This window comes from Zobellia barbeyronii (assembly GCF_018603515.1).
Classification (GTDB): Bacteria; Bacteroidota; Bacteroidia; order Flavobacteriales; family Flavobacteriaceae; genus Zobellia; species Zobellia barbeyronii.
Genome location: NZ_JACATN010000001.1, coordinates 328780 through 352921 on the forward strand (window position 1 = coordinate 328780; position 24142 = coordinate 352921).

The window sequence follows — 24142 nt, forward strand, 5'->3', positions numbered from 1 at the left end:
TGCTGTAATTAGTCGGAATTAAGTGATAATTCTTACCCGACATTAGCCAAATTGGTTATCAGCCTCTTATAAAGATATGCTATATATACGTTTTTTCAAGCGCTACGGATTAAAACGGCATATTCTTCTTGAATCATTAACGGTGTTCACTCCGTTTAATTATGAAGTTTCTAGTTTATTTTTTGTGCGCCCTTTCCTACATGGTCGTTTATAAATTGTCCGTTTTGGCAAAATTGAGCCAGTTCATCTTTTATGAACTGCTCTACCTCTACTTTTTCGTTTTCAGGATAGAGCACATGAACGTTCGCCCCAGCATCTAACGTAAAGCAAACGTGGGTTTTAGAAGTTTCTCTGAATGCCCAAATTTTATTAATGATTTCTAACGTATTTGGCTTCATAAGAATAAAATACGGTCGGCTCGTCATCATCATAGCATGAAGTGTTAATGCCTCACTTTCTACAATTCCTATAAATTCATCAATATCTCCGGTTTCAAAAATGGATTGTAATTTCAATAGGTTTTCATGCGCCTGATTGAAACGTTGCTCCGCAAACGGATGACCATGCATAAGATCATGCCCTACCGTACTACTTACCTGCTTTTGACCTTTATCAACTAAAAGAATGGTATCGCAATAATTTTGAAAAACAGGATGCACTTTGTGAGGATATTCTACTCCATACAAATCAGAACTTGCATCGATATCTTCGTGCTCACCCCATTGAACCAAACTACCTTTTATACTACGAGCCGCACTACCTGAACCCAATCGTGCTAAAAAAGAAGCTTTCTGATTGAAAAACTCAGCTGTCATCATAGGATTCAGGTTTCGTTCTATCTCCATAAGGCAAAGAGCCAATGCGCTCATACCAGATGCCGAAGAAGCAATACCGCTACTATGAGGAAACGAATTAGAAGTTTCAATCTCAAAATGATAGTCTTTTAAAAACGGAAGGTATTGGTACACCCGCTCAAAAAAGGTTTTGATTTTAGGTTTGAAGCCTTCTTCCTTTTTTCCATCTAAAGAAACATCAAAAGAAAAAATAGCACTTGGCGTATCTAATTTTGTGTACGAAAGTGTAGTTACGGTGGCACATTCACTTAAAGTAAAACTGATGGAAGGATTAGCAGGGATTTGATTTTTCTTCTTTCCCCAATATTTTACCAAAGCAATATTGCTTGGAGATTTGTAAGTCGTTTTTCCAGATGAAACGGACTTTGTGTAAGGAGAAGGAATAAATTCTTTTTCGGTCATCGCGAAATATTTTGTGCAAAGATAGTTTTTACCAAGATTGTGGTGGCAGTCAATAGAATAAATCACTATTTTAGGGGTAAACGCTAATCATTTTGAAAAAGAAAGCCCTTTATATAGCATACGCTGTAAGTATTTGTTTGGCCATTGGCTTTCTGTCTAGTTTTGTTACACAAAGTTCAGTAAACGATTGGTTCACTACGCTTAATAAACCTAGTTTTAACCCTCCCAGCTGGCTGTTCGCTCCTGTTTGGACGGTTCTGTATGTTATGATGGGCGTAGCCGCAGGTATTGTTTGGGCAAAGGGTCTTCATCACCTTTGGGTGCAAACAGCGCTTTATCATTTTGGGTTTCAATTGATGCTCAATGCCTCTTGGAGCCTAGTTTTCTTTGGATTGAAAGAACCATTCTTAGCGCTTCTAATAATAGTTACCCTTGTAATAGTCCTATCAATTACTATAAAAAGGTTCAAAGTAGTGAGTACAACCGCTGCATGGTTGTTAGTACCATATCTGTTATGGGTTTGTTTTGCCACGGTTCTGAATTATAAGCTGTGGGAACTAAATTCTTAATGGCTTTAAGAGGACAAGTCTAGCAACTTCACCATCGTATTATAATTACGTGTTGTGGCTTCTACTTTCAGTTTTCTTTCAATAAGATTATTATTCAATTTTGCTTTTCCGTAGCCTATTTTACAAAGTAAATAAACGCAATCATCGGTTATTTTAAAATCCTCATTGACATATTTTTCTGAATGAAATGCCTTTGTAAGTTCTTTTTCTGCTGGATTTTTCAACAATACAAAATATACTTGCTTCTCTGCAATGGCATCTGAATCCGTATAAGGGTTATTTTTAAATATTACCTCAAGTTCTGTTTTGGTTTTCACCAGAACAGGTACTTCAAAGCCAAAGGTATTTTTGATATGTTCTGCAATCGAATCTTCTAAAATGGCCGTCTTATCTTCTTTACTTTGAAAAACTACATTGCCACTTTGTATATAAGTTTTTACATTGATAAAACCCATATCCGTAAACATAGCCCGCAAGTCAGCCATGGGGACTTTCCTTTTTCCACTAACGTTGATTCCCCTTAAAAGAGCAATATAAACTTTCATTTAAAAGGTGTTTGCAACTGCTTGAGCAGCAATATAACCACCTGTCCATGCATTTTGAAAATTGAAGCCTCCGGTTATAGCATCTACATCTATAATTTCTCCGGCAAAATACATACCTGGCAACTTTTTACTTTCGTAAGTCTTGAAGTTAACTTCCTTTAAATCAACACCTCCCGCAGTTACAAATTCTTCTTTGAACGTACTCTTGCCATCAATTTTAAGCTCACATTGGGTAAGTTGTTTAGCCAATTTTTCTAATTGATTTTTGGTAACATCTGCCCATTTATCGGTTTCTGAAATATCCGAGGCCCTTACAAGATTTGTCCACAAACGGCGCGGTACCTCCACCGCTTTGGTACGCAATACTGTTTTTTTAGCCTCTATTTCTTTAATTTCAGAGAATAGTCCCATCAACCCTTCAAAATTATACTCGGGCAACCAGTTCACGCGGATTTTAAATCGGTATTCCATTTCGCTTAGCAATCGCGCTCCCCATGCAGATAGCTTTAGAATTGCCGGCCCGCTCAAACCCCAATGGGTAATAAGCAATGGCCCATCTGAAGTTAGCACAGCAGATTTAGAACTATTACTCTTTAATTTTGTGGTTACTTTTGATTGATATACTTGGTTCTCGAACACCTCAACTTCTGCCATAGTGCTTACACCAGGTATACCAGAAATACGTTCATCTTTACAATTAAAAGTAAATAAAGAGGGAACTGCAGGCACCAAGGAATGACCCAAATTCTCTAAAAGTTTCCATATTTTGGGGTTGCTACCCGTAGCTACCACCACTTTTTTACATTGGTAGGCATGCTTAATTGTTGTTATCTCCCAGCCTGACTCATCATTTCCTAATGGAATAGACTCAATTTTAGAAACTGCACTATGCTTTAGTATTTTAATACCCAAGCGGTCTGCTTCACCCAGAAAACAATCTATAATAGTCTGAGAAGAATCCGATTCCGGAAACATACGGCCGTCTGGTTCAATTTTCAAGGTAATTCCTCTTTCCTCAAAAAAACCGACTGTATCACCACTACAATAGGTATGAAAAGGACCTAAAAGTTCCTTTTCTCCTCTGGGATAGTTTTTAGTTAATTCTTTGGGATCAAATTCTGCGTGGGTTACGTTACAACGGCCTCCGCCAGAAACTTTTACCTTACCTAGAACATCTTTACCACGTTCTAGAATTGCTATTTTGAGATTGGGCTTTGACTCCGCAATATGAATTGCTGTATAAAACCCTGCTGCTCCACCACCTATAATTATAACATCAAACATTAATTTACGCGTTCAGGATAATTGGTAATGATACCGTCTACACCAAATCTCTTCATATGTAGAATATCTTGTGGTTCGTTCACTGTCCAAGGATAAATTTTAAAACCTGCTTCCTTAATTTTCAGGTTGTTCTCTGCTGTAAGTTTTTTAAAACTAGGATTGATAGCTTCTGCATTTAACTCTTTACCAACTTCAAGTGCATCTAGTGGGTCTTCCTCAATTAGGATAGCAATACGAACATCTGAATTTAACTTACGTATGTCTCGCAATTCATCCCATTCAAAACTAGAAATGATAATATCGTTTAGCTTCCACTTTCCGGCTTTCACATCGGCTTCGATCATTCTATTTACATCAGTTGCCGTGTTTCTTCCTTTCAACTCAATGTTAAGTTGGGTTTTTCCTCCCATGACATCCAAAACTTCCTGAAGCGTTGGAATTTTATGTCCACCTTCTACCGTCAAAGCTTTCAGCTCCGCTAGCGTATAGCTTTCTATTTCGCCTTTACCATCGGTCAGCCGTTCTACAGAGTCATCATGAAAAACTACGATTTCCCCGCTTTTGATTTTAAAAACATCAATCTCTATCATATCCACATCCAATTCCATAGCCTTTTCTATAGAGGCAATAGTATTTTCGGTTTCATGCCCCATGGCACCACGGTGACCAATTACGAGGGGTTTATTATTTTCCATACAACTTGATAAAACTAAAACACAAAAGACAGTCAGAATTGACAACTTACTCATGACAAACTATTTTACGACGAAAATAAAAGATTCAAGTGGATTTATATCGATTCGCACTTGAGCGAAACCATTTTCTACTTTTAAAGTTTTCTCAACCCCGTAAAGTGCATCGGTTATGGTATGTTCTCCATTAGACAATTGCCATTCACGAACGATGTTTTCAGGAAGCTTCAGTTCAAAACCGAACCAATCGTTAGCATCAAAGTTAGAGATAACAATTAGTTTCTCATTATCTGACCAACGCACATAAGAAAGCACATGATGGTTGTAATATTCCGCATGATCTTTATTATAAAAATGAATGTCTTGATAAGCGCCCATTAATGCATCACTATTGACCGAAAAAGTCAATAAACGCTGATAAAAATCACGTAGTTCTACTTCGTTTTCAGAAAGCTGGCCACCGTCAAATTTCTTATTATTCAACCACCGTTGATGATGTGGCACACCTATATAATCAAAAATAGATGTACGGGTAGGACCTCCAAAACCAGCTTTTTCTACTGCCGGCTCACCCACTTCCTGTCCAAAATAAATCATAACCGGAGCAGTGGTCATCGTTGCCGAAACTACCATAGCAGGTTTTCCTTTTTTAGCATCACCAGCAAAATCTGGGGATGCAATACGCTGCTCATCATGATTCTCTAAAAAATGTAACAGATGATGTTCAATATCTTTGGTTCCATTTTTTATTACCGGTATATGGTCCGTCCAGCCATTGCCTTGCATGATATCCTTTAAAGAATCATACATCTCTACCTTGTCATATAGGTAGTCCATTTTTCCTCTAAAAATATAATTGCGGTATTCATGAGGGTTGTAAACCTCAGCCATTAAAAAGGCTTCTGGATTTTTCATTTTGATGTTAGAGTTCATATAACTCCAAAACTCTACCGGCACCAGCTCGGCCATATCGTAACGGAATCCGTCTACACCCATATCTACCCAATAAAGGGCAATATCTTTAAACTTCACCCAAGAATTAGGTACAGACCTTTCTTGCCAAAACTCAAAATGAGCTTTATAATCTTTTCCTCCAAAATCATCCGGAAGCACATCAAAATCATAAGAGCCATCTGGTCGTACTCCATAATTAATTTTGACTGTTTCGTACCAATCATTAAAATCAGGTTTTGCCAAACGCGAGCCATTGCCGGTCCATTTTGCAGGATTTTCACAAAATTTATGATCTAAGGCTTCGTGATTCTCTCCCCCTAATGGTAAGTAACCATCTCTCCATTCAGGCACTTGAAAAGGAGTATTGGGAATGTAATAAAAATTGTTATCTCGATGGTATTCAACCGATGTATCATCAGAAGCTCCAAAAGGTTCTTGACCGTCTGGTGTAGACCCACCCTCATACTTACGCGCCACATGATTGGGCACTATATCGATAATTAACTTAAGACCGGCTTTGTGCGTACGGCCAACTAAATTTTTAAATTCTTGCAGTCTGTTTTCTGGATTCTTGGCTAAATCAGGATTTACATTATAATAATCCTTTACAGCATATGGGGAACCTGCTCTACCTTTTACAACATCTGGATCGTCATTAGAAATCCCGTATGACGTATAGTCATTTATTACAGCATGATGAGGCACACCGGTATACCAGATATGAGTAACACCTAGGTTTTTTATTTCCTGTAAGGCTTTCTTAGAGAAATCAGCAAACTTGCCTACTCCGTTCTCTTCAATAGTACCCCAAGGCTTATTGGTTGTATTGGTATTACCAAACAATCTTGTAAACACATGATATACGACCTGCTTTTTATTTTGACCCATGTTTTAAACGACTTTAATTTTGTTGGGTTCCAAAACAATTCGCTCTCCTTTTAAGCGGATTGACATATCTTCTTGACCGTTCAATAAAAGCTCCGTGCTGTCTTTTTTCACAGTTACCTTAAGAATTCTATCTCTAAAATTTATTTTAAATGAATACGCTTCCCATTGTTCCGGTATTTTAGGCTCAAAAGAAAGTTTATCATCTACAACTCTCATTCCACCAAAACCTTCAACAATACTCATCCAAGTACCTGCCATAGAAGTAATATGCAAACCTTCTTCAACTTCACGGTTATAATCATCCAAATCTAATCTAGATGTTCTCAGATAAAAGGTATAGGCCTGTTGCATGCGATTGAGCTTTGCAGCCTGAATACTATGCACGCAAGGCGACAGTGATGATTCGTGAACCGTAAAAGGCTCATAAAAATCATAATGCTTCTCTAACTGTTCTTTCGTAAAATGGTCTTCAAAGAAATAGAAACATTGAAGTACGTCTGCCTGCTTAATATATGGCGAACGTAAAATGCGATCCCAACTCCATTTTTGATTGATAGGCCTTTGTGCCTTTGGAAGTTCGCTAACCGTAACCAATTGCTTATCTAAAAAGCCATCTTGCTGTAAAAAGACACCCTTATCTTCTGAATAAGGGAAGTACATATTATCAGCTACTTTTGCCCATTGAGTTACCTCTGCATCGGTAAGTTTAGTTTTGCCGATAATGCGATTATAATCTTCATTATATCCGTCATCTACTTTCTGTAACTGCTCTATGGTAAAATCAATACACCACTTGGCCAGATAATTCGTGTACCAATTATTATTAACGTTGTTCTCATATTCATTGGGGCCCGTTACTCCCAAAATCACATATTTGTCTTTAAGGGCAGAAAAATTGGCTCTTTGATGCCAGAAACGAGCAATACCAATAAGAACCTCAAGACCCATTTCTGGGATATACGAATAGTCTCCCGTAAAACGGTAGTAGTTGTAAATTGCGAAAGCTATAGCTCCGTTACGGTGTATTTCTTCAAATGTAATTTCCCATTCATTATGGCACTCTTCACCATTCATGGTTACCATTGGGTAAAGGGCTGCACCGTTAGAAAAGCCCAATTTCTGAGCATTTTCAATAGCCTTTTCCAGATGATTATATCTATATTTTAATAAACTACGAGCAACATTTTGGTCCTTAGTAGCCATGTAAAAAGGAATACAATAGGCTTCCGTATCCCAATACGTACTTCCTCCGTATTTTTCGCCTGTAAAACCTTTTGGACCTATATTTAAATGAGAATCTTTACCCAAATAGGTTTGATTTAGCTGAAAAATATTAAACCGGATTCCTTGCTGAGCTTTTATATCACCTTCAATAGTGATGTCACTCATCTCCCAAATTTTGGCCCAAGCTTGTTTTTGTTTATCTAACAACGCTTCAAACCCTAAATTGAAAGCTTTAGCTAGCGACTTTTTAGAAGCTTCTACCAATGCGGAAGCTTTATGGTTCCGAGAAACCACATACCCTCCAAATTTATGAAGCGCCAAAGTTTCACCTTTCTTCACCGTTTGTACAAATTCGTGTGCAACACGGAATTCTGCAGTTTGTTCTGCTGGTTTATTGTCTAATGCTTGTCCATTAAGAAATAACCTGCTTTCCATAAAAGTGCAGGTCTCAAAATTGGTTTTCATAGTATGCGCCTCAATAAAAGCCTGATTGGCCTCTGAAGTAACGGAAGTGGTGTTCCAGAACTTATCATCCCAGTTAGAATCTTCATTGGTTATACCACTATCTAGATAAGGAACGAATTTAATTTCTACATCACCGCTCTCGGCCTTAACCTCATAATTGATTGCCCCTACTTCATCCAAATCAAGAGATAAAAATCGGGTGACTTTTATAGAAACTTTTGCGTCATTTGGTAAAACAGCTGTAAAAACACGCTGGTACCATCCTTCTTTCATATTAAGCTCCCGACTAAATCCTTCTACTTTTTTACAAGTATTCAAATCTAGAACCTCACCATCTATATAAACGCCAATACCAATCCAATTAGGTGCATTTAAAACCTTAGCAAAATACTCCGGATAGCCATTTTTCCACCAGCCAACACGAGTTTTATCAGGGTAGTAAACTCCAGCAATATAACTCCCCTGAAAAGTTTCACCTGTATACTGTTCTTCAAAATTGGCACGTTGCCCCATGGCCCCGTTACCAATACTAAAAATACTTTCAGATGACTTGACCAATTCTCTATCAAATCCCTCTTCAATTATTGACCAAGGGTCTGCTTTTATATACTCTTGCATTTTACTTAAAATTTAGGGGTGGGAAAAGTTTACAAAATTAAACTTAATCGGCAATTAAGTCTGTAAGGAACTCAATACTCATTTCGGAAAAATCCTTGAAATTATATTTGGCTTCTGAAAGAATATCTGGATGACCAATGCCAACACTCAACATATTAGCATTGTTTGCCGCTTGTATTCCCGCTACTGCATCTTCAAAAACAAGGCATTTTTCAGGTGCTGTTTTCAATTTTCTAGCGGCAATTAAAAAGACTTCTGGGTCTGGTTTTGCTTTTGTTACATCATTGCCGTCTACAATGGCATCAAAATAAGACAATAAGTGTACTTTTTCTAAAATAGGTCTCGCATTTTTACTAGCCGAACCTAAAGCAATAGGAATATTCCTTTCCTTTAGAAAATCTAAAACCTTAGGTACGTCCGGAAGAATTTCCGACTCATCCATCTTTTCTATATATTCTAGATAGTCTTCGTTTTTTTCAATCATCCATCTATCAAACTGGTTTTGAGTTGCTGTAATACCGCCAATATCTAAAAGAATTTCTAGACACCTTTTGCGGCTTACTCCCTTAAACTGTTCGTTTTGCTCTTTTGTAAATTCAAAACCAAGCTCATTTGCCAGTTTTCTCCAAGCTAAGTAATGGTATTTTGCGGTATCGACAATAACACCGTCTAGGTCAAATATAAATGCTGATATACTCATATAATTTCGACTTATTATAATATAAAAAAGTTGATTATTTAAACCTGCGTTTCCACTAGGTATTTATAGTAGAACCTCTTTCTATAAGTGTTGCTTTAATAATTTCTGTCCTATAGTCTTCTTCTTCATGAAACCCAATTTCGTTTTCAAGTTTTTCTATCAACATCTCAGCTGCCATTTCGCCCATTTTCTCTCCATGCTGAGCAACAGTAGTTAATGTCGGTGATGAATAACGCGACAAGAGCCCATCTGTAAAACCAATCACCGATACATCTTCAGGAACTCTAATCCCCTTCTTTTGAGTTGTCGCCATAAGCAAAACTGCAAAAATTTCATTTACACAAAGCACCCCGTCAAAATTCTTGTTTTCTACAAAGTCCTCTATATATGATTCTTCTACTCCTTTAAAAGGTAGTACCAAGGTTAGTTTTTCATCATAATCAACACCATGTTCTTTAAGTGCTCGCTTATAACCTTCCGCCCTCTTTTCACTAACGTTAAAATAGCTTTCAGTAGTTACCAACGCAATTTTTTTCCGGCCTTCTGCAATCATTTTAGCCGTAGCTTGATAGGCAATTTCTTCATCGTTCATTATTACCTTATCACATTCAATTTCATCAATTACACGATCAAAAAGAACTAAAGGAAAACCCTGTTCCATCACCTCTTTTAAATGGCTAAAATCATTTTTTTGTTGCGTTTCCGCAGAAACAGACATTATAAAACCGTCAATACTACCATTGGCGAGAAGCTCCATATTAAACACCTCTTTCTCGTAAGACTCGTCAGACACACACACTACTACATTATAACCGTGTTGGTTAGCATATTTCTCAATACCCCTAAAAACGGTAGTAAAAAAGTGGTGTACAATATCTGGAATGACAACTCCTATATTTTTAGTTCTTCTATTTTTAAGGCTTAGTGCTATATTATTAGGCCTGTAATTATAAAGTTTAGCAAAGGCTTTTACCTTTTGTTTGGTGTCCGTACTTATCTCATCACTATCCTTTAACGATTTTGAAACCGTAGAGATAGACACCCCTAATTCTCGTGCTATTTGTTTTAGAGTAATCTTTCGTTTCAAATCTTATAACTTTTGGATAGTGAAATTAAACTTTAATATGGGCAAATGACAACCTTCTATAATTTTTAACAATCTTAACTAATCATCACTAGATTTCAACCGTTTTTCAATTAAAAAGAAATCTGTATATTTGGAATTACATACCGTCTCCCCATTTTCAACCACATTTTTTATTGATTCAATATTAATTCGATATATTTTTTAATAGTATCGAATTTTATGAAAGTTATCAACACGAAACCGTTTTCGTAGTTTTTGCTAATGCTAATTGATGGGTATTAACATCGTTTTTGTATACATTTAACATTATATTATAATTTAACTCAACTTAAAACAATTCATTTATGAAGATTATGCTACTAAAAAACCTGGTTATGGTTGCGGCTTTTCTAAGCTTTGGCATAGCACAGGCTCAGGATGTATCGGGAACCGTTTCCGACGCCAGCGGCCCCTTGCCGGGAGCAAGTGTTGTAATTAAAGGCACAACTACAGGAGCACAAACGGATTTTGACGGAAACTACGCAATAAGCGGAGTACCAGAAGATGCCACATTAATATTCAGTTACATTGGCTTTGCTTCGCAAGAAGTACCGGTTAATGGTCAATCTACAGTTAACGTAACCTTACAAGAAGACGCTCAAGCTTTGGATGAGGTTGTTATTATAGGTTATGGATCAACTACTATTAAGGATGCTACGGGATCTGTTACCGCAGTAAAGGCAGAAGATTTTAATGGCGGTGTTATATCATCTCCGGAACAATTAATACAAGGTAAAAGTGCCGGGGTACAGATTTCACAATCAAGTGGTGAACCTGGAGCTGGTGTTAATATTCGTATTAGAGGAGCAAATTCAATTCGCTCCAATAACAATCCTTTATTTGTAGTAGATGGTATACCTCTTTCAGGCGAGTCTACAACTCCGGATGGCGGAGACATAGTTAACGGAGGAAATGCAACAAAAAATCCTTTAAGCTTTATAAACCCAAGTGACATTGAAAGTATCTCTATACTAAAAGATGCTTCTGCAACAGCTATTTATGGGTCAAGAGGTGCAAATGGTGTGGTTATCGTAACCACTAAAACCGGAAAAGCAGGTGCAGGAGGAAGCTGGGAATTCAACTCAACATTTAGTGTTTCTTCACCAGCAGACGAATATGATTTGTTTGATGGACCTGAATTTATTTCAAAATCAGCTAGCTTAAGATCTCAAGAAATTGCGGACGGATTAGATTTTGGACAAAATACAGATTGGCAAGATTATATTACTAGAAATACTGCTTCTCAAAACCAAAACTTAGCTTATAGCAATAACTACGGTAGCGGAAACGTAAGAGCTACTTTTTCTTATGGAAAGCAATTTGGTGTAATTCAAAAATCTTCACAAGAAAGAATTACAGGAAGGGTAAATCTATCTCAAAGATTTTTAGATGATAAATTAAGAATTAATTTTCAATCTACCCTTTCTAGAGTAAATGATGAAGCTCCTCCAATTAGTGGTGCTTCTGGATCAAGTGGAAACTTAATTGGTGCAGCTTATGCAGCAAACCCGACTTGGCCTTCAAGTAGTACGTTTAGTATAGATGGAAATCTTGTAAATCCAGCAAACTATTTAGCTAACTGGCAATCGGAAACTCATACGGATAGGTTTTTAACAAATCTTTCGGCTGAATATGACATTACAGAAGAACTTACCGCAAAGGTATCTGTTGGTTATGACAGATCAGATGCGCAAGCAATTACAGTGATATCTCCAGGAGTAAGGAATTTTGATAGAGTTGTTGATAATGGTCAAGCAGCATTCAACACGTTAGAAGCTACGAGCAAATTGTTGGAAGCTACTTTAAATTACAAAAAAGAGTTTGCAAACTCATCAATAGATGCTATTGTAGGTTTCACTTTTCAAGATTTTCAGAGACAAGGAATCAACTCTCAGGGCTGGGGAACATCCCTCAACAACCTTGATAGAATAGGTCAAGAGCTAAAAGAATCTATTTACAACGTACGTTATTCTATAAAAAGTCCTTACCAACAGTTCGGGTATGATGCCGATGACAGTTTCGTAAACTCGCTAAACCCTTTCAATGATGCTGGCACTTTAGGGACAAGATCAAACTCTTTCCGTTCAGCATGGGGTGATGCTTTTGATAATACTGATGAGTTGCAGTCATTTTTTGGTAGAATCAACTACTCTTTGAACAGCAAATATTTGTTTACTGTAACACTTAGAGCTGATGGTTCTTCAAGATTTGGTACTAACAACAAATATGGTTACTTCCCTTCTGGTGCATTTGCATGGCAATTAGGTGATGAAGACTTCATTGGAGATGCATTCTCTACTCTTAAACTTAGAGTGAGTGCTGGTACCACAGGTAACCAAGAAGGTTTAGGTTATGCCAACTATTTAAAGAGAGTTCGTTATAGCAAGCCTACTATAGATAATGACGGTAGTATTAACCGGCCTGGTACGGAAACAGTTGCTGTACAAAATTCTAACCTAAAATGGGAGTCTACTACAGATTATAACTTTGGTATAGATTTTGGATTTGGAGATGACCGTTTTAATGGATCAATAGATTTATATAGAAGAGAGACCAAGGATTTATTATTCAGACAGCCTGCCGCTGCTCCCGCTTTTGACCCTTTTAAATTTACAAACTTAGAAGACGGCACTTTAATAAACCAAGGTATTGAGCTTGGATTGAACTATGATTTCATTCAATCTGATGACGTTACCTTTTCTACATCTTTCAATATAGCTTACAATGATAATACCGTAGAAGGTTTAAAAGGAGCCACTGCAGATTTTGGTGTATTGAACGGTCCTGGACTTACAGGTGCATTTGCACAACGTCTTGGTGAAGGAAGATCGCTTTTCTCATATTACATGGCTACTTATTCTGAAGATGCAGACGGTAATCCAAATTTCAATGCTGATGATAAAGATTTTGTAGGTGAAGATGCAGTACCAGATATTACTACAGGTTTAGCACTAAACCTGACAGTCAAAAACTGGGATGTATCAGCATTTTTTACAGGACAATTTGGATTCTCTGTATATAATAATACAGCAAATGCATTCTTGAATTCTGCAGCTTTTCAAACTTCTAGAAATGTAACTCCAGAAGCTCTTGAGCTTCAATCATCAGAAGTTTCTACACTATACTTGGAGAAAGGTGATTTCGTTCGTATGCAAAATGCAAGTATTGGATACAATGTGCCACTAAGTGGAAAAGGAGCTCTAAACAGCCTAAGATTGTCACTTACCGGTCAAAACTTATTTTTGATTACTGATTATAGTGGCTTAGACCCAGAAGTTTCATCATCAACTTCTTCAGATGGGGATTTTACAGGAGGAATACCGAGTCAGGGTATAGATTATACTTCTTTCCCAAGACCTCGAACATTCACCTTAGGAATAAATGCTAGATTCTAAATTAAAAAAAAAGAGCAATGATTAAATATATAAAAAACACATCGAAGATTCTGATACTTCCGGCCTTGGCCCTATCAGTATTATCCTCATGTAGCGACCTTGAGGTTGAAGAAACGGACTCTTTATTGGTTACCAATTTTGAGGGAATACAAACCGCGGAAGAAGCTGCAAGTTCTGTTACTGCTATGTACAACCAGATTAATGGATACATTGGTGACCAAGCTAACTTATTTGCTTTGAGCGAAGTGACCACGGACGAACTGTTAGTTCCTACTAGAGGTTCTGACTGGGGAGATAACGGAATATGGAGACAATTACACCAACATACCTGGACACCAGACCATCAGTACATTACAACCGTTTGGAACCAATGGAACGAATTGCAACTTACTGCTAGTGAAGTGCTTGATTCTAGATCAGCTTCATCTGAAGCCTCAAAAGGAGATGCTTCTTTTCTTAGAGCATTAGGCATGTATGTTATTTTGGACAATTATGGTCAAGTACCTTTCAGAGATACAAATGCAGATCCATTAGAGGACCCTGCTGTTCTAACAGGTAGCGAAGCCGTTGATTTTATAGTAGCAGACCTAGAGACTGCTATTTCATTACTACCAGCAACTGCACCAGATGGTGAAACAGTAGCAGCTTCTAAATCAGCCGCCAGATACTTATTAGCAAAAGTTATGCTAAACAAGCATATATTCAATGGATCCGGAACAGCTGACGCTGCAGACATGAATAGAGTAGTTTCTTTAGTGGATGAAATTAACGGTGATGGTTTTGGATTAGTCGCTGGATATTTTGACATATTTAAGGCAGACACAGACCAAGAAACTATTTTTTGGGTAAAGACCTCTGTTGGTAATAGAATCTGGAACGGTCTTCACTACAACCTTACAACACCAGATCAAGCCGGTGGATGGAATGGCTTTAGTACTTTAGCTGAATTTTATGACATATTTGAAGGTGACGCGAATTCTAACGTAGAAGGTGGTGACCAAGAAGAAAGAAGAGGCTATGTTCCTTCAGCTGGAAAACCTGCGGGAATTGATGGAACTACCGATAAAGATGCAGACGGTCTAGCTGATGGATCTAATATTGGTTTTGGCTTCTTAATAGGACAACAGTTTGCTCCTAATGGAGACGAACTTACGGACAGAGGCACATCTCCTTTGAACTTTACGAGAGATTTTACTAATGCAACTAACGGCGAAAAAAGTTTAGTTGAAAATAGTGAAGTAACTGGTATCCGTGTGATAAAGTATCATCCACAATATGGTGAATTTGCTGAACATGAAATATTCTTCAGATATTCTGATGCGCATTTAATGAAAGCAGAAGCTATCATGCGTAGTGGTGGAGACCCAACAACTTTAGTAAATGAACTTAGAGTTTTGAGAGGTGCCGAGCCATTGGCTACAGTTACCGAGCAAGATTTATTGGACGAAAGAGGTAGAGAACTGTATGCTGAATTTTGGAGAAGAAATGATATGATTAGATTTGGTCAATATACTAAAGATTGGGAATTCAAAGATCCTTCTGCTATAGGTGACACCAACAAACAATTATTTCCTATACCTGCAACACAAATCATTTTGAACCCTAACCTAGTTCAGAACCCAGGTTACTAGAAATTAAATTTAAGTGTTTAAAACAGCCCTGACATTAATTTGTTAGGGCTGTTTTTTTTTAAGCAGTATGAGTGCTTGTTTTAGTCGAATGCATAGGTAACGAGACTATAATGTGCTCATAAGAACATACTACTTTTCCTTTCTAGAGTAGATACCTAATCTATCGCATCTATTTCACAAGCTATTAGTTTTGAAGCAACGTGATAACAAAAAGAAAGCCCCGTCTGATGATTAGTCAGACGGAGCTTTTATATACTAGTGAGTTTAAGTCTACTTAGCAAAGTATACATACAGCGCAATAACTATAAAACAGATAACAATACCTACTTGCTTCACGTACTTATAAGGCTCTATAGATACTTGTTTTGTATACTCAAGTTCAAATGGTTCTTCGTTCGGTCTTATTTTACCTATAATAAGCATAATGGATGCGTTGACCACGAATAGGATTGCCATTACATGTATAAAGTGTGGATATGCTTCTGCTTTCACTAATGCCAATGCTTCAGGATCAGTTAAACCTGCCGCGGCAGCTTCTTCTAATGCACCATTAACAAACAAAGGCTGTAAATAAAACTGACTGAAACAGTACAGTACAACACCGGCTATAATCCCGATTTTAGCGGCAATTGCAGGAACACGCTTAGTAAGATATCCTACTACAATTATGGTAAATATAGGAATGGTATAAATACCGTTTAACTCCTGCAAATAAGCAAAAAGGCTACCTGCATTAGATATTAATGGAGCAATAAGCATAGCCCCAACTGCTAAAACAATACCAAAAATCTTACCATACTTCACTACCGTTTGCTCTGTAGCTTCTGGGTTTATATGCTGCTTGTAAACATCCAAGCCAAACAATGTAACAGAACTGTTCAATACACTATTAAAAGAACTTAAAATTGCTCCAAAAAGTACGGCTACAAAAAAGCCGACCAAATATTTAGGCAATACGGCATTTACCAAAGCAGGATACGCCTGATCAGGCATTTCTAATCCTCCTTGAAAATAATGAAAAGCAATAATACCAGGCAGAACCACAATTAACGGCCCTAAAATCTTAATAAAAGAAGCTAGTAACAATCCTTTCTGACCTTCTGCCAAGTTCTTAGCTCCCAATGCTCTTTGTATAATTTGTTGGTTGGTGCCCCAGTAAAACAAATTGATTAACATCATACCTGTAAACAGGGTAGAAAATGGGACACTGTTGGTAATCTCACCAGTAGAATCGAACTTATCAGGGTTAGCTTGATAAAGAACATCTAGTCCTCCAAAAACACTTCCATCACCAATGGCCATAAGTCCAAAAATAGGTATCAAAAGTCCACCTATCAGAAGCCCAACAGCATTTATAGTATCAGAAACAGCAACAGCCTTCAATCCACCGAATACGGCATATATAGAACCAATGATTCCAATACCCCAAATACTCATGTTTAAAGCCGTACTATCAGAAACACCTAACATAGTGGACAAATCAAACATGGTACTGATTGCAAGCGCTCCAGAATAAAGAATAGTTGGTAACAACACCACTACATAACCTGTTAGGAACAAGACAGAGGTAAGGGTTTTTGTTGTAACATCATACCTATCCTTAAGGAACTGAGGAACCGTTGTGATACCTCCTTTTAAATACCTAGGCAGCAAGAAAATAGCGGTAACCACCATAGCGATAGCAGCAAGTGTTTCCCAGGCCATCACCACAATACCTTCTGTATATGATTGTCCGTTAAGACCAACAATCTGTTCCGTAGAGAGGTTTGTCAATAATAAAGATCCCGCAATTACCCCTGCAGTAAGGCTTCTTCCTCCTAAAAAATATCCATCAGAAGAACTTTCATCTGTTGATCGCGTTGCAAAATAAGATATTATGGCCACCAGAGCGGTAAAGCCTACAAAAGACAAAATTCCTATCATTATGTGTTGGTTTGATATTTCGGCTAAATATATTGGATTATTTGCGAAAAACTTAAGGATTTACTGACAATATATTCGATATCACATATGACAACAAAATAAGGTGAAATTTCACAGCCCTGTAATTTTCTATACCTCTGAGCTTTGGTTATCTTGCAGGTGATTTTGACCATGAAAAAAGTACTGGGTTTTATTTGGGTTTGGGCGCTGTCCTTTTTAATGAATTCCTGCTCAGAAGAAAAGCAGGAAACCCCTACCTTATTTAAAAAAATTGAAGCCTCAGACACGGGAATATCCTTTAAAAATTCTCTTAAAAATACTCCTGAACTTAACATTCTTAACTACCTCTACTACTATAACGGAGCTGGGGTTGCCTCAGCCGATTTTAATAATGACGGACTAGCAGATCTTTATTTTACGGCCAATGAAGGTGCAGACCATTTTTATGTAAATAAGGGCGACTTAAAGTTCAAGGAAACAAGTTTAAAATCAGGCTTGAATAATACTGAAGGTTGGACTACCGGCGTAACCCACGTAGACATAAACAATGACGGCCTTCTAGATTTATACATTTGCAAAGTAAGTAATTATAAGCATCTGAAAGGTTCTAATTTACTTTATGTAAACCAAGGGAACGACAAAGATGAAAACCCCATTTTTAAGGAAGAATCAAAAAAATACGGTCTTGACTTTTCAGGGTTTTCTACACAGGCTGCATTTTTTGATTATGACTTGGATGGTGATTTGGACCTATTTCTTCTTAATCATTCAGTCTACCCTAACCGAACCTATGGTAAGGGAAATAAAAGAAAGATAGTAAATACCTTATCGGGTGACCGACTTTACAAAAATGAAAATGGGAAATTTATTGACGTTTCTACTGAAGCTAAAATTTTTCAAGGGGAGATTGGGTATGGTCTTGGACTAGGAGTAAGTGACGTTAATAATGATGGCTACCCAGATATTTATGTGGGCAATGACTTTTTTGAAAATGACTACCTCTACATCAATCAAAAAAACGGAACTTTTAAAGATATCATTTCAACCAATCAAAATAAATTAGGGCATACTTCCCATTTTTCAATGGGCAACGATTTGGCAGATATCAATAACGATGGTCTGACTGATATTGTTTCCCTAGATATGCTTCCAGAAAATCTTGAAACGTACAAAACATCTGGATTAGAATTCCCTTATCCCACGTATCAAAACTATTTGCGTAACGGCTACGCACCACAATACATGCAAAACACACTGCACCTAAACCTGGGCAACAACAACTTTGGGGAAATAGCTCACCTAGCAGGTATTTCGGCTACGGAATGGTCTTGGGGAGCACTTCTGGCAGATTATGACAATGACGGATTGAAAGACCTTTTTGTTTCAAACGGAATTAAAGGCGCTACCAATGACATGGACTTCATAAATTTCATTGCTAACGACAATATTCAAAAACGTATTGAACAAGGCATGACCAAAGAAGACATGACCTTTATAGCTGAGATGCCCAACAAAAAAGTTTCCAATTATTTTTTTAAGAATAAGGGTGATTTGACTTTTGAAAACGTTTCGGAAAAATGGTCTGACCAACAGAACAGTTATAGCAACGGCAGTATTTATGCGGACCTTGACAACGATGGCGACTTAGATATTGTAGTAAATAACGTTGACCAAGAAGCTTTTGTTCTAGAAAATACTAGTAACTCGGCCACTAAAAACCATTTTCTGGAAATCGATTTTAAAGGAAGTAAAAACAATCCTATTGGAATTGGGGCTAAAGTCATCGCCTATGGCAAAAACACACATATAAGTGCAGAAAACTTTGTAACCAGGGGTTACTTATCAGCTGTACCTCCACAACTACATTTAGGTATTGGTAGAGACTCAGTTCTGGATTCCTTAAAAGTTATCTGGCCTGGTGGAAGATTTCAAACTTTACGAACCGTTCATACCAATCAAAAACTAACTTGTAATATCTCTAAAGCGAGTGGTAATTTCTATCAAAACTCAGAAGAATTTACTCCTTCAATATTAAATAACTCTCCAGATATTCTTGGTTTTTTCCATAAAGATAGCCCGACTCTTGAATTTAACCGAAGTCCTTTGGTTCCTTTTGCGAATACTAATGAAGGGCCTGACCTTTTGATTACCGATATTAATGCAGATGGTTTAGAGGATATTTTAATTGGAGGAGCAAAAGGCCAAGCTTCCGCTTTATTCGTTCAGCAAAAAGAAGGAAATTTTATACCAAAACAGACGGCTCTTTTTGAAGAAGATAAAATTAATGAAGATGTTTCTCAAGTCTTTTTTGATGCGGATGGAGACGGTGATCAAGATTTAATTATTGTTAGTGGCGGAAATGAATTCAAATCAGGCAAAGCATTGCAACCTCGTTTTTACCGAAATGAAACTGGTACTTTACAAAAAGAGAAAGAGCAGTTTGTTACAATTACTGTAAATGCTTCAAAAGTTGGCACTATAGATTTTGATAGTGATGGTGATGAAGATATCGTAATTTCTTCAGATCAAATCCCACATCAATTTGGAACGACCCCATTGCAGTACATATTTGAAAATGATGGCCGTGGAAATTTTAAAGACATTTCCGAAACTTTTGGGAAAGCTTTCCGAGAAATAGGCAATATAAAAGATTTCGTCTGGAAAGATTTGAATAGTAATGGTTTTCAAGACCTTATTGTAGTAGGCCATTGGATGCCTATAACCATTTTTTACAATGATGGAAAATCATTACAACTTCAAGATAACCCTACATTGAAAAATACAAATGGATGGTGGAATACAATTGTTGCAGATGATTTTGACAATGATGGCGATATTGATTTTGTTGCTGGAAACTGGGGCCTGAACAGCAAGTTCAACGCATCAATATCTGAACCCATAACACTATACAGTGCCGATTTTGACAACAACGGAGACATAGACCCTATTGTCACCCATTTTCAACAACATAAAGAAACTCCGTTTGCCTCAAAAGACGAATTAGCTAAGCAACTGCCCTATTTGAATAAACAATTCTTATCGTACAAAGACTTTGCTAAAGCGTCTATTTTTCAACTGTTCTCAAAAGAGAAATTGACAAAATCTAGCCAAAAAAAGATCTATGAATTGCGAAGTTCATTTTACGAAAACGATGGAGTTGGTAATTTTACTATAAAACCTCTCCCAACTATTGCACAAGCTTCTACAATTCATGATATTGCAGTAGAAGACTTTGACAATGATGGATTTAAAGACCTTTTAATCGTAGGTAATACAACTGAAATCAGCACACAATTGGGAAGATTAGATGCTTCACATGGTCTAATTTTACGCAATACCAAAGAGGGCGGTTTTGAGTGGTTAAGCAACCAAAAATTTGATGTTCCAGGTTCAGCAAGAAACATTGCCAAAATCAAAGTAAAAGACAAAAATTTCTATGTCATTGGAATGAACAATGATGTCCCCATTTTCTTATCAAAAAAAAGTAACGAATAGTATGCAATCAATAACCAAAAAGGTTTTTAATGGCTCCGTTTGGGCATTTGTTTTTATGATGGCCCTTATGGTTTCATGCAATTCTGAAACCAAGGAAGAGACTCCTGTAGCCCCAAAAAAAGAAACTCTTTTCAGCATGCTTTCTGCAGATGAAACGGGTATTGATTTTATCAATTCTGTTAAGAATGAAAAGAATTTCAACATTTTTAAATACCGTAACTTTTACAACGGTGGTGGCGTAGCCATTGGAGATATTAATAATGATGGCTTGGCAGACATTTACCTTTCGGCCAATATGGGCCCAAACAAACTTTATCTCAATAAAGGTGATTTTAAATTTGAAGATATATCGGAAAAAGCCGGTGTTGTAGGTAACAAGCCGTGGTCTACAGGAGTAGTAATGGCTGATATTAATGCTGACGGATTTTTAGATATCTACGTCAGTAATGCCGGAAACATGGAAGGCAACAACCATGACAACGACCTTTATATAAATAACGGAGACCTAACTTTTACTGAAAAAGCAAAGGAATTCAATCTTGCGGAAACGGGTTTTTCAACACATGCATCCTTTTTTGATTATGACAAAGATGGTGACCTGGATGCCTATATTTTAAATAACAGTAACATACCAGTAAGTAGTTTGGGATATGCGGAACAACGTAGCGTTCGTGCTCAAGACTGGGAAGGTGTACCTCATATCTTTAGAGGAGTAGGCGATATGCTTTTACGTAATGACAACGGTAAATTTACTGACGTAAGCGAAAAGGCAGGTATTTATGGTAGCCTAATAGGATTTGGGCTTGGCGTTATGGTAAGTGACATTAACGGAGATCTTTGGCCGGATATCTACGTTTCCAACGATTTTTATGAGCGGGATTACCTCTACATCAATCAAAAGGATGGCACTTTTAAAGAAGAGATAAAAGAGTGGACCTCTCACCTATCACTCTCTGCAATGGGGATAGATATGGCAGACATTAACAATGATGGTAATGCAGATATCTTTATTACTGATATGCTACCAGAGGGAGACCAACGGGTAAAATCTGTAATGGAGTTTGAAGGCTACAATGTTTTCAGGTTAAAACAGAGCAAAGATTTTTATCAGCAATACATTCAAAACACCTTGCAACTCAATAATGGTAATGGTTCTTTTTCCGAAATAGCATTTCATAGTGGTGTTGCAAAAACGGACTGGAGTTGGGCAGGACTTCTTTTTGATATGGATAATGACGGGCTACGCGATATTTATATCACTAATGGTGTAAACCATGACCTTACCGACCTTGATTTCGTAGATTTCTTTGCTAACGAAATCATTCAGAAAATGGCTTTAACCGGTAAAAAAGAATCCATAGATTCTATTATCAATAAAATGCCAATTGCTCCGCAGCCAAACTATGCCTATCGTAACAACGGTGATATTACTTTTGATAATGCCGCCGTTGACTGGGGTTTTGAAATACCCAGTCTGTCTAACGGCGCGGCTTATGGTGACCTTGATAATGACGGTGATTTAGATTTAGTAGTGAATAATGTAAACATGCAGTCATTCATCTATAAAAACAAGACTAATGAATTGACCGACAATCATTATATAAAATTAAAATTTGAAGGTCAAGGTCAGAACCCATTTGCGGTGGGAGTCAGTATTAAAATGTACTACAAAGACCAAATCGTTTTGCAAGAACTGATTCCCTCGCGAGGGTTTCAATCTTCCGTAGATTATGTGATGGATATTGGTTTGGGCGAGACCACAACTGTAGATTCTCTTCGGGTTATTTGGCCTGATGATTATACACAGAAATTAGAGAACGTTTCCGTTGATCAGCTTTTGACTTTAAAAAGATCAGATGCCACAGAAAAATACGTTCCACAAAAGCAATCGAATAAGAAGACATTACTAACCGAAATTACTAGTCAAAAATTGGCTTCGCATAAAGAAGACACCTATCAAGATTTTGATTACGAGGGGTTAATTTCTAAACTCATATCACAAGAAGGCCCAGCCTTAGCAGTGGGTGATATAAATGGTGATGGCAATGAAGATATCTTCCTTGGAGGGGCAGATGGCCAAGCCGGCATATTATATACTCATTCAGGAAACGGGAAACTGACGAAAAAACCACTAAACTTTGATATCGACTTTGAAGATACCGCAGCGGCATTTTTTGATGCAGATGGTGATGGCGACCAAGATTTAGTTGTTGGTACTGGCGGTAATCGAATCAACCAAGAAAACACTTATAAACCGCGATTGTATCTTAATGATGGTAAAGGTAATTTCAGTAAATCTGAAGAAGAGCTGCCTTCCGCCTTTAAAAATATTTCGGTTATTTCACCTTGCGATTTTGATCAGGATGGAGACATTGATCTATTTGTGGGTTCTAGAAGTGTTGTGGGTACTTACGGTGTTGACCCTGACCACTTATTTTTAGAAAATCAAGGAAACGGTAAGTTTATAAATGCTACCGAAAGGTTGGCATACGACCTTAAAGATGCAGGCATGATTACTGATGCCATTTGGGCCGATATAGATGGTGATAATAAAAAGGACTTACTCACGGTATCTGAATGGGGACGACCTAATATCTATAAAAATTTTGGTAAACGATTAGGCAGACTACCAACTACTCTTGACAGCCTATATGGCTGGTGGAATACGGTAGAAGCTGTGGATTTAGATAATGATGGCGATATGGATTTGGTATTGGGTAACCAAGGCACAAATGTACCTTATGAAGCAGATGAAGAACATCCTATGAAATTATGGATCAATGATTATGATAACAATGGCACCTTGGAACAAATCACTACGCGTGGGTTTGACGGAAAGGATTATCCCATACATCAGAAAAAAGAATTGACCGGGCAAATTGTATCGTTAAAGAAGCAAAGTTTAAAAGCTTCCGAGTACGCTAAAAAGACAATAAACGAACTCTTCCCTAAAGAAATATTTGATCGTAGTATAGTTAAGGTAGCCAATACAATGTCATCCGTAATTGCCATAAATGAAGGTGGCGGCAAATTCACTATTAAAAAATTACCTACTCGCGTTCAACTTTCTTGCATTTGTGGTATTAGTTGCGCAGACGTCAATAAAGATGGCAACCTAGATTTAATTATGGCTGGGAACAATTTTGAATTTAAGCCTCAATACTCACGTTTGGATGGTAGCTATGGAAATGTTCTTTTAGGTGACGGAAACCTCAACTTTAAATGGCAAGATTATAATACTAGTGGATTTTTTATTAAAAATGAGGTTAAACACCTGAAACAATTTAAAGACAAGAATGGCAAAATCTATCTTATTGCAGCCATAAATAATAGCATACCAAAAATTTATGCACTAGACTAAATACCATTTCAAAAGC

The 24142-nt window shown here is 37.3% G+C and carries 14 protein-coding genes; 5 read left to right on the forward strand and 9 right to left on the reverse strand.

Annotation, left to right across the window (positions count from 1 at the left end; all coding sequences use genetic code 11):
* Nucleotides 1–170: 170 nt before the first annotated feature.
* Nucleotides 171–1256, reverse strand: a complete 1086-nt coding sequence (locus HW347_RS01360; protein WP_214610166.1) for a diphosphomevalonate/mevalonate 3,5-bisphosphate decarboxylase family protein — start codon at nt 1254–1256, stop codon at nt 171–173.
* Nucleotides 1257–1348: 92 nt separating this feature from the next.
* Here HW347_RS01360 and HW347_RS01365 point away from each other — a divergent pair, with 92 nt between their 5' ends.
* Nucleotides 1349–1825 (forward strand): TspO/MBR family protein, encoded by a 477-nt coding sequence (locus tag HW347_RS01365; protein ID WP_214610167.1) that lies wholly within the window; start codon nt 1349–1351, stop codon nt 1823–1825.
* A 5-nt stretch (nt 1826–1830) separates the two neighbouring features.
* Here the strand turns inward: HW347_RS01365 and HW347_RS01370 are convergent, their stop codons facing one another.
* Genes HW347_RS01370 through HW347_RS01400 form a run of 7 tightly spaced genes read right to left on the reverse strand, consistent with a single transcriptional unit; the run spans nt 1831 to nt 10282 of the window.
* A complete protein-coding gene (locus HW347_RS01370; RefSeq protein ID WP_214610168.1) occupies nt 1831–2370 on the reverse strand; it encodes a DUF1697 domain-containing protein in 540 nt (179 codons plus the stop codon).
* Nucleotides 2371–3654, reverse strand: a complete 1284-nt coding sequence (locus HW347_RS01375) for a BaiN/RdsA family NAD(P)/FAD-dependent oxidoreductase (RefSeq protein ID WP_214610169.1) — start codon at nt 3652–3654, stop codon at nt 2371–2373.
* Nucleotides 3654–4349 (reverse strand): glycerophosphodiester phosphodiesterase, encoded by a 696-nt coding sequence (locus HW347_RS01380; protein WP_214610170.1) that lies wholly within the window; start codon nt 4347–4349, stop codon nt 3654–3656. Before HW347_RS01380 ends, HW347_RS01375 begins: the two co-directional genes overlap by 1 nt.
* A 60-nt stretch (nt 4350–4409) precedes the next feature.
* The gene (locus HW347_RS01385; protein WP_214610171.1) at nt 4410–6188 is read right to left on the reverse strand and encodes an alpha-amylase family glycosyl hydrolase; all 1779 of its coding nucleotides are present in this window, start codon (nt 6186–6188) and stop codon (nt 4410–4412) included.
* A 3-nt stretch (nt 6189–6191) separates the two neighbouring features.
* Nucleotides 6192–8495 carry a glycoside hydrolase family 65 protein gene (locus HW347_RS01390; protein WP_214610172.1) on the reverse strand — a complete coding sequence of 768 codons (2304 nt, stop codon included), beginning with the start codon at nt 8493–8495 and terminating at the stop codon, nt 6192–6194.
* A gap of 43 nt (nt 8496–8538) precedes the next feature.
* Complete coding sequence (gene pgmB / locus HW347_RS01395; RefSeq protein ID WP_214610173.1) at nt 8539–9195, reverse strand: beta-phosphoglucomutase; 657 nt, start codon at nt 9193–9195, stop codon at nt 8539–8541.
* A gap of 55 nt (nt 9196–9250) precedes the next feature.
* On the reverse strand, nt 9251–10282 hold the full coding sequence (locus HW347_RS01400) for a LacI family DNA-binding transcriptional regulator (RefSeq protein ID WP_214610174.1): 1032 nt from the start codon (nt 10280–10282) through the stop codon (nt 9251–9253).
* A gap of 344 nt (nt 10283–10626) precedes the next feature.
* Here HW347_RS01400 and HW347_RS01405 point away from each other — a divergent pair, with 344 nt between their 5' ends.
* Nucleotides 10627–13716 carry a SusC/RagA family TonB-linked outer membrane protein gene (locus tag HW347_RS01405; protein WP_214610175.1) on the forward strand — a complete coding sequence of 1030 codons (3090 nt, stop codon included), beginning with the start codon at nt 10627–10629 and terminating at the stop codon, nt 13714–13716.
* Between the two features lie 17 nt (nt 13717–13733).
* Nucleotides 13734–15347 (forward strand): RagB/SusD family nutrient uptake outer membrane protein, encoded by a 1614-nt coding sequence (locus tag HW347_RS01410; protein ID WP_214610176.1) that lies wholly within the window; start codon nt 13734–13736, stop codon nt 15345–15347.
* A gap of 270 nt (nt 15348–15617) precedes the next feature.
* Here HW347_RS01410 and HW347_RS01415 read toward each other — a convergent pair whose 3' ends face one another.
* Nucleotides 15618–17270, reverse strand: a complete 1653-nt coding sequence (locus tag HW347_RS01415) for a solute:sodium symporter family transporter (protein ID WP_214610177.1) — start codon at nt 17268–17270, stop codon at nt 15618–15620.
* 171 nt (nt 17271–17441) lie between these two features.
* Here HW347_RS01415 and HW347_RS01420 point away from each other — a divergent pair, with 171 nt between their 5' ends.
* Complete coding sequence (locus HW347_RS01420; protein WP_214610178.1) at nt 17442–20765, forward strand: VCBS repeat-containing protein; 3324 nt, start codon at nt 17442–17444, stop codon at nt 20763–20765.
* Nucleotide 20766: 1 nt separating this feature from the next.
* Nucleotides 20767–24126, forward strand: a complete 3360-nt coding sequence (locus tag HW347_RS01425; RefSeq protein WP_214610179.1) for a VCBS repeat-containing protein — start codon at nt 20767–20769, stop codon at nt 24124–24126.
* The last annotated feature ends 16 nt before the right edge of the window (nt 24127–24142 follow it).

Excerpts from the sequence above, each read along its gene's own strand:
- HW347_RS01360 (WP_214610166.1), bottom strand. The coding sequence starts at position 1,256 with ATGACCGAAAAAGAATTTATTCCTTCTCCTTACACAAAGTCCGTTTCA.
- HW347_RS01370 (WP_214610168.1), bottom strand. The coding sequence starts at position 2,370 with ATGAAAGTTTATATTGCTCTTTTAAGGGGAATCAACGTTAGTGGAAAA.
- HW347_RS01375 (WP_214610169.1), bottom strand. The coding sequence starts at position 3,654 with ATGTTTGATGTTATAATTATAGGTGGTGGAGCAGCAGGGTTTTATACA.
- HW347_RS01380 (WP_214610170.1), bottom strand. The coding sequence starts at position 4,349 with ATGGAAAATAATAAACCCCTCGTAATTGGTCACCGTGGTGCCATGGGG.
- HW347_RS01385 (WP_214610171.1), bottom strand. The coding sequence starts at position 6,188 with ATGGGTCAAAATAAAAAGCAGGTCGTATATCATGTGTTTACAAGATTG.
- HW347_RS01390 (WP_214610172.1), bottom strand. The coding sequence starts at position 8,495 with ATGCAAGAGTATATAAAAGCAGACCCTTGGTCAATAATTGAAGAGGGA.
- pgmB (WP_214610173.1), bottom strand. The coding sequence starts at position 9,195 with ATGAGTATATCAGCATTTATATTTGACCTAGACGGTGTTATTGTCGAT.
- HW347_RS01405 (WP_214610175.1), top strand. The coding sequence starts at position 10,627 with ATGAAGATTATGCTACTAAAAAACCTGGTTATGGTTGCGGCTTTTCTA.
- HW347_RS01410 (WP_214610176.1), top strand. The coding sequence starts at position 13,734 with ATGATTAAATATATAAAAAACACATCGAAGATTCTGATACTTCCGGCC.
- HW347_RS01415 (WP_214610177.1), bottom strand. The coding sequence starts at position 17,270 with ATGATAGGAATTTTGTCTTTTGTAGGCTTTACCGCTCTGGTGGCCATA.
- HW347_RS01420 (WP_214610178.1), top strand. The coding sequence starts at position 17,442 with ATGAAAAAAGTACTGGGTTTTATTTGGGTTTGGGCGCTGTCCTTTTTA.
- HW347_RS01425 (WP_214610179.1), top strand. The coding sequence starts at position 20,767 with ATGCAATCAATAACCAAAAAGGTTTTTAATGGCTCCGTTTGGGCATTT.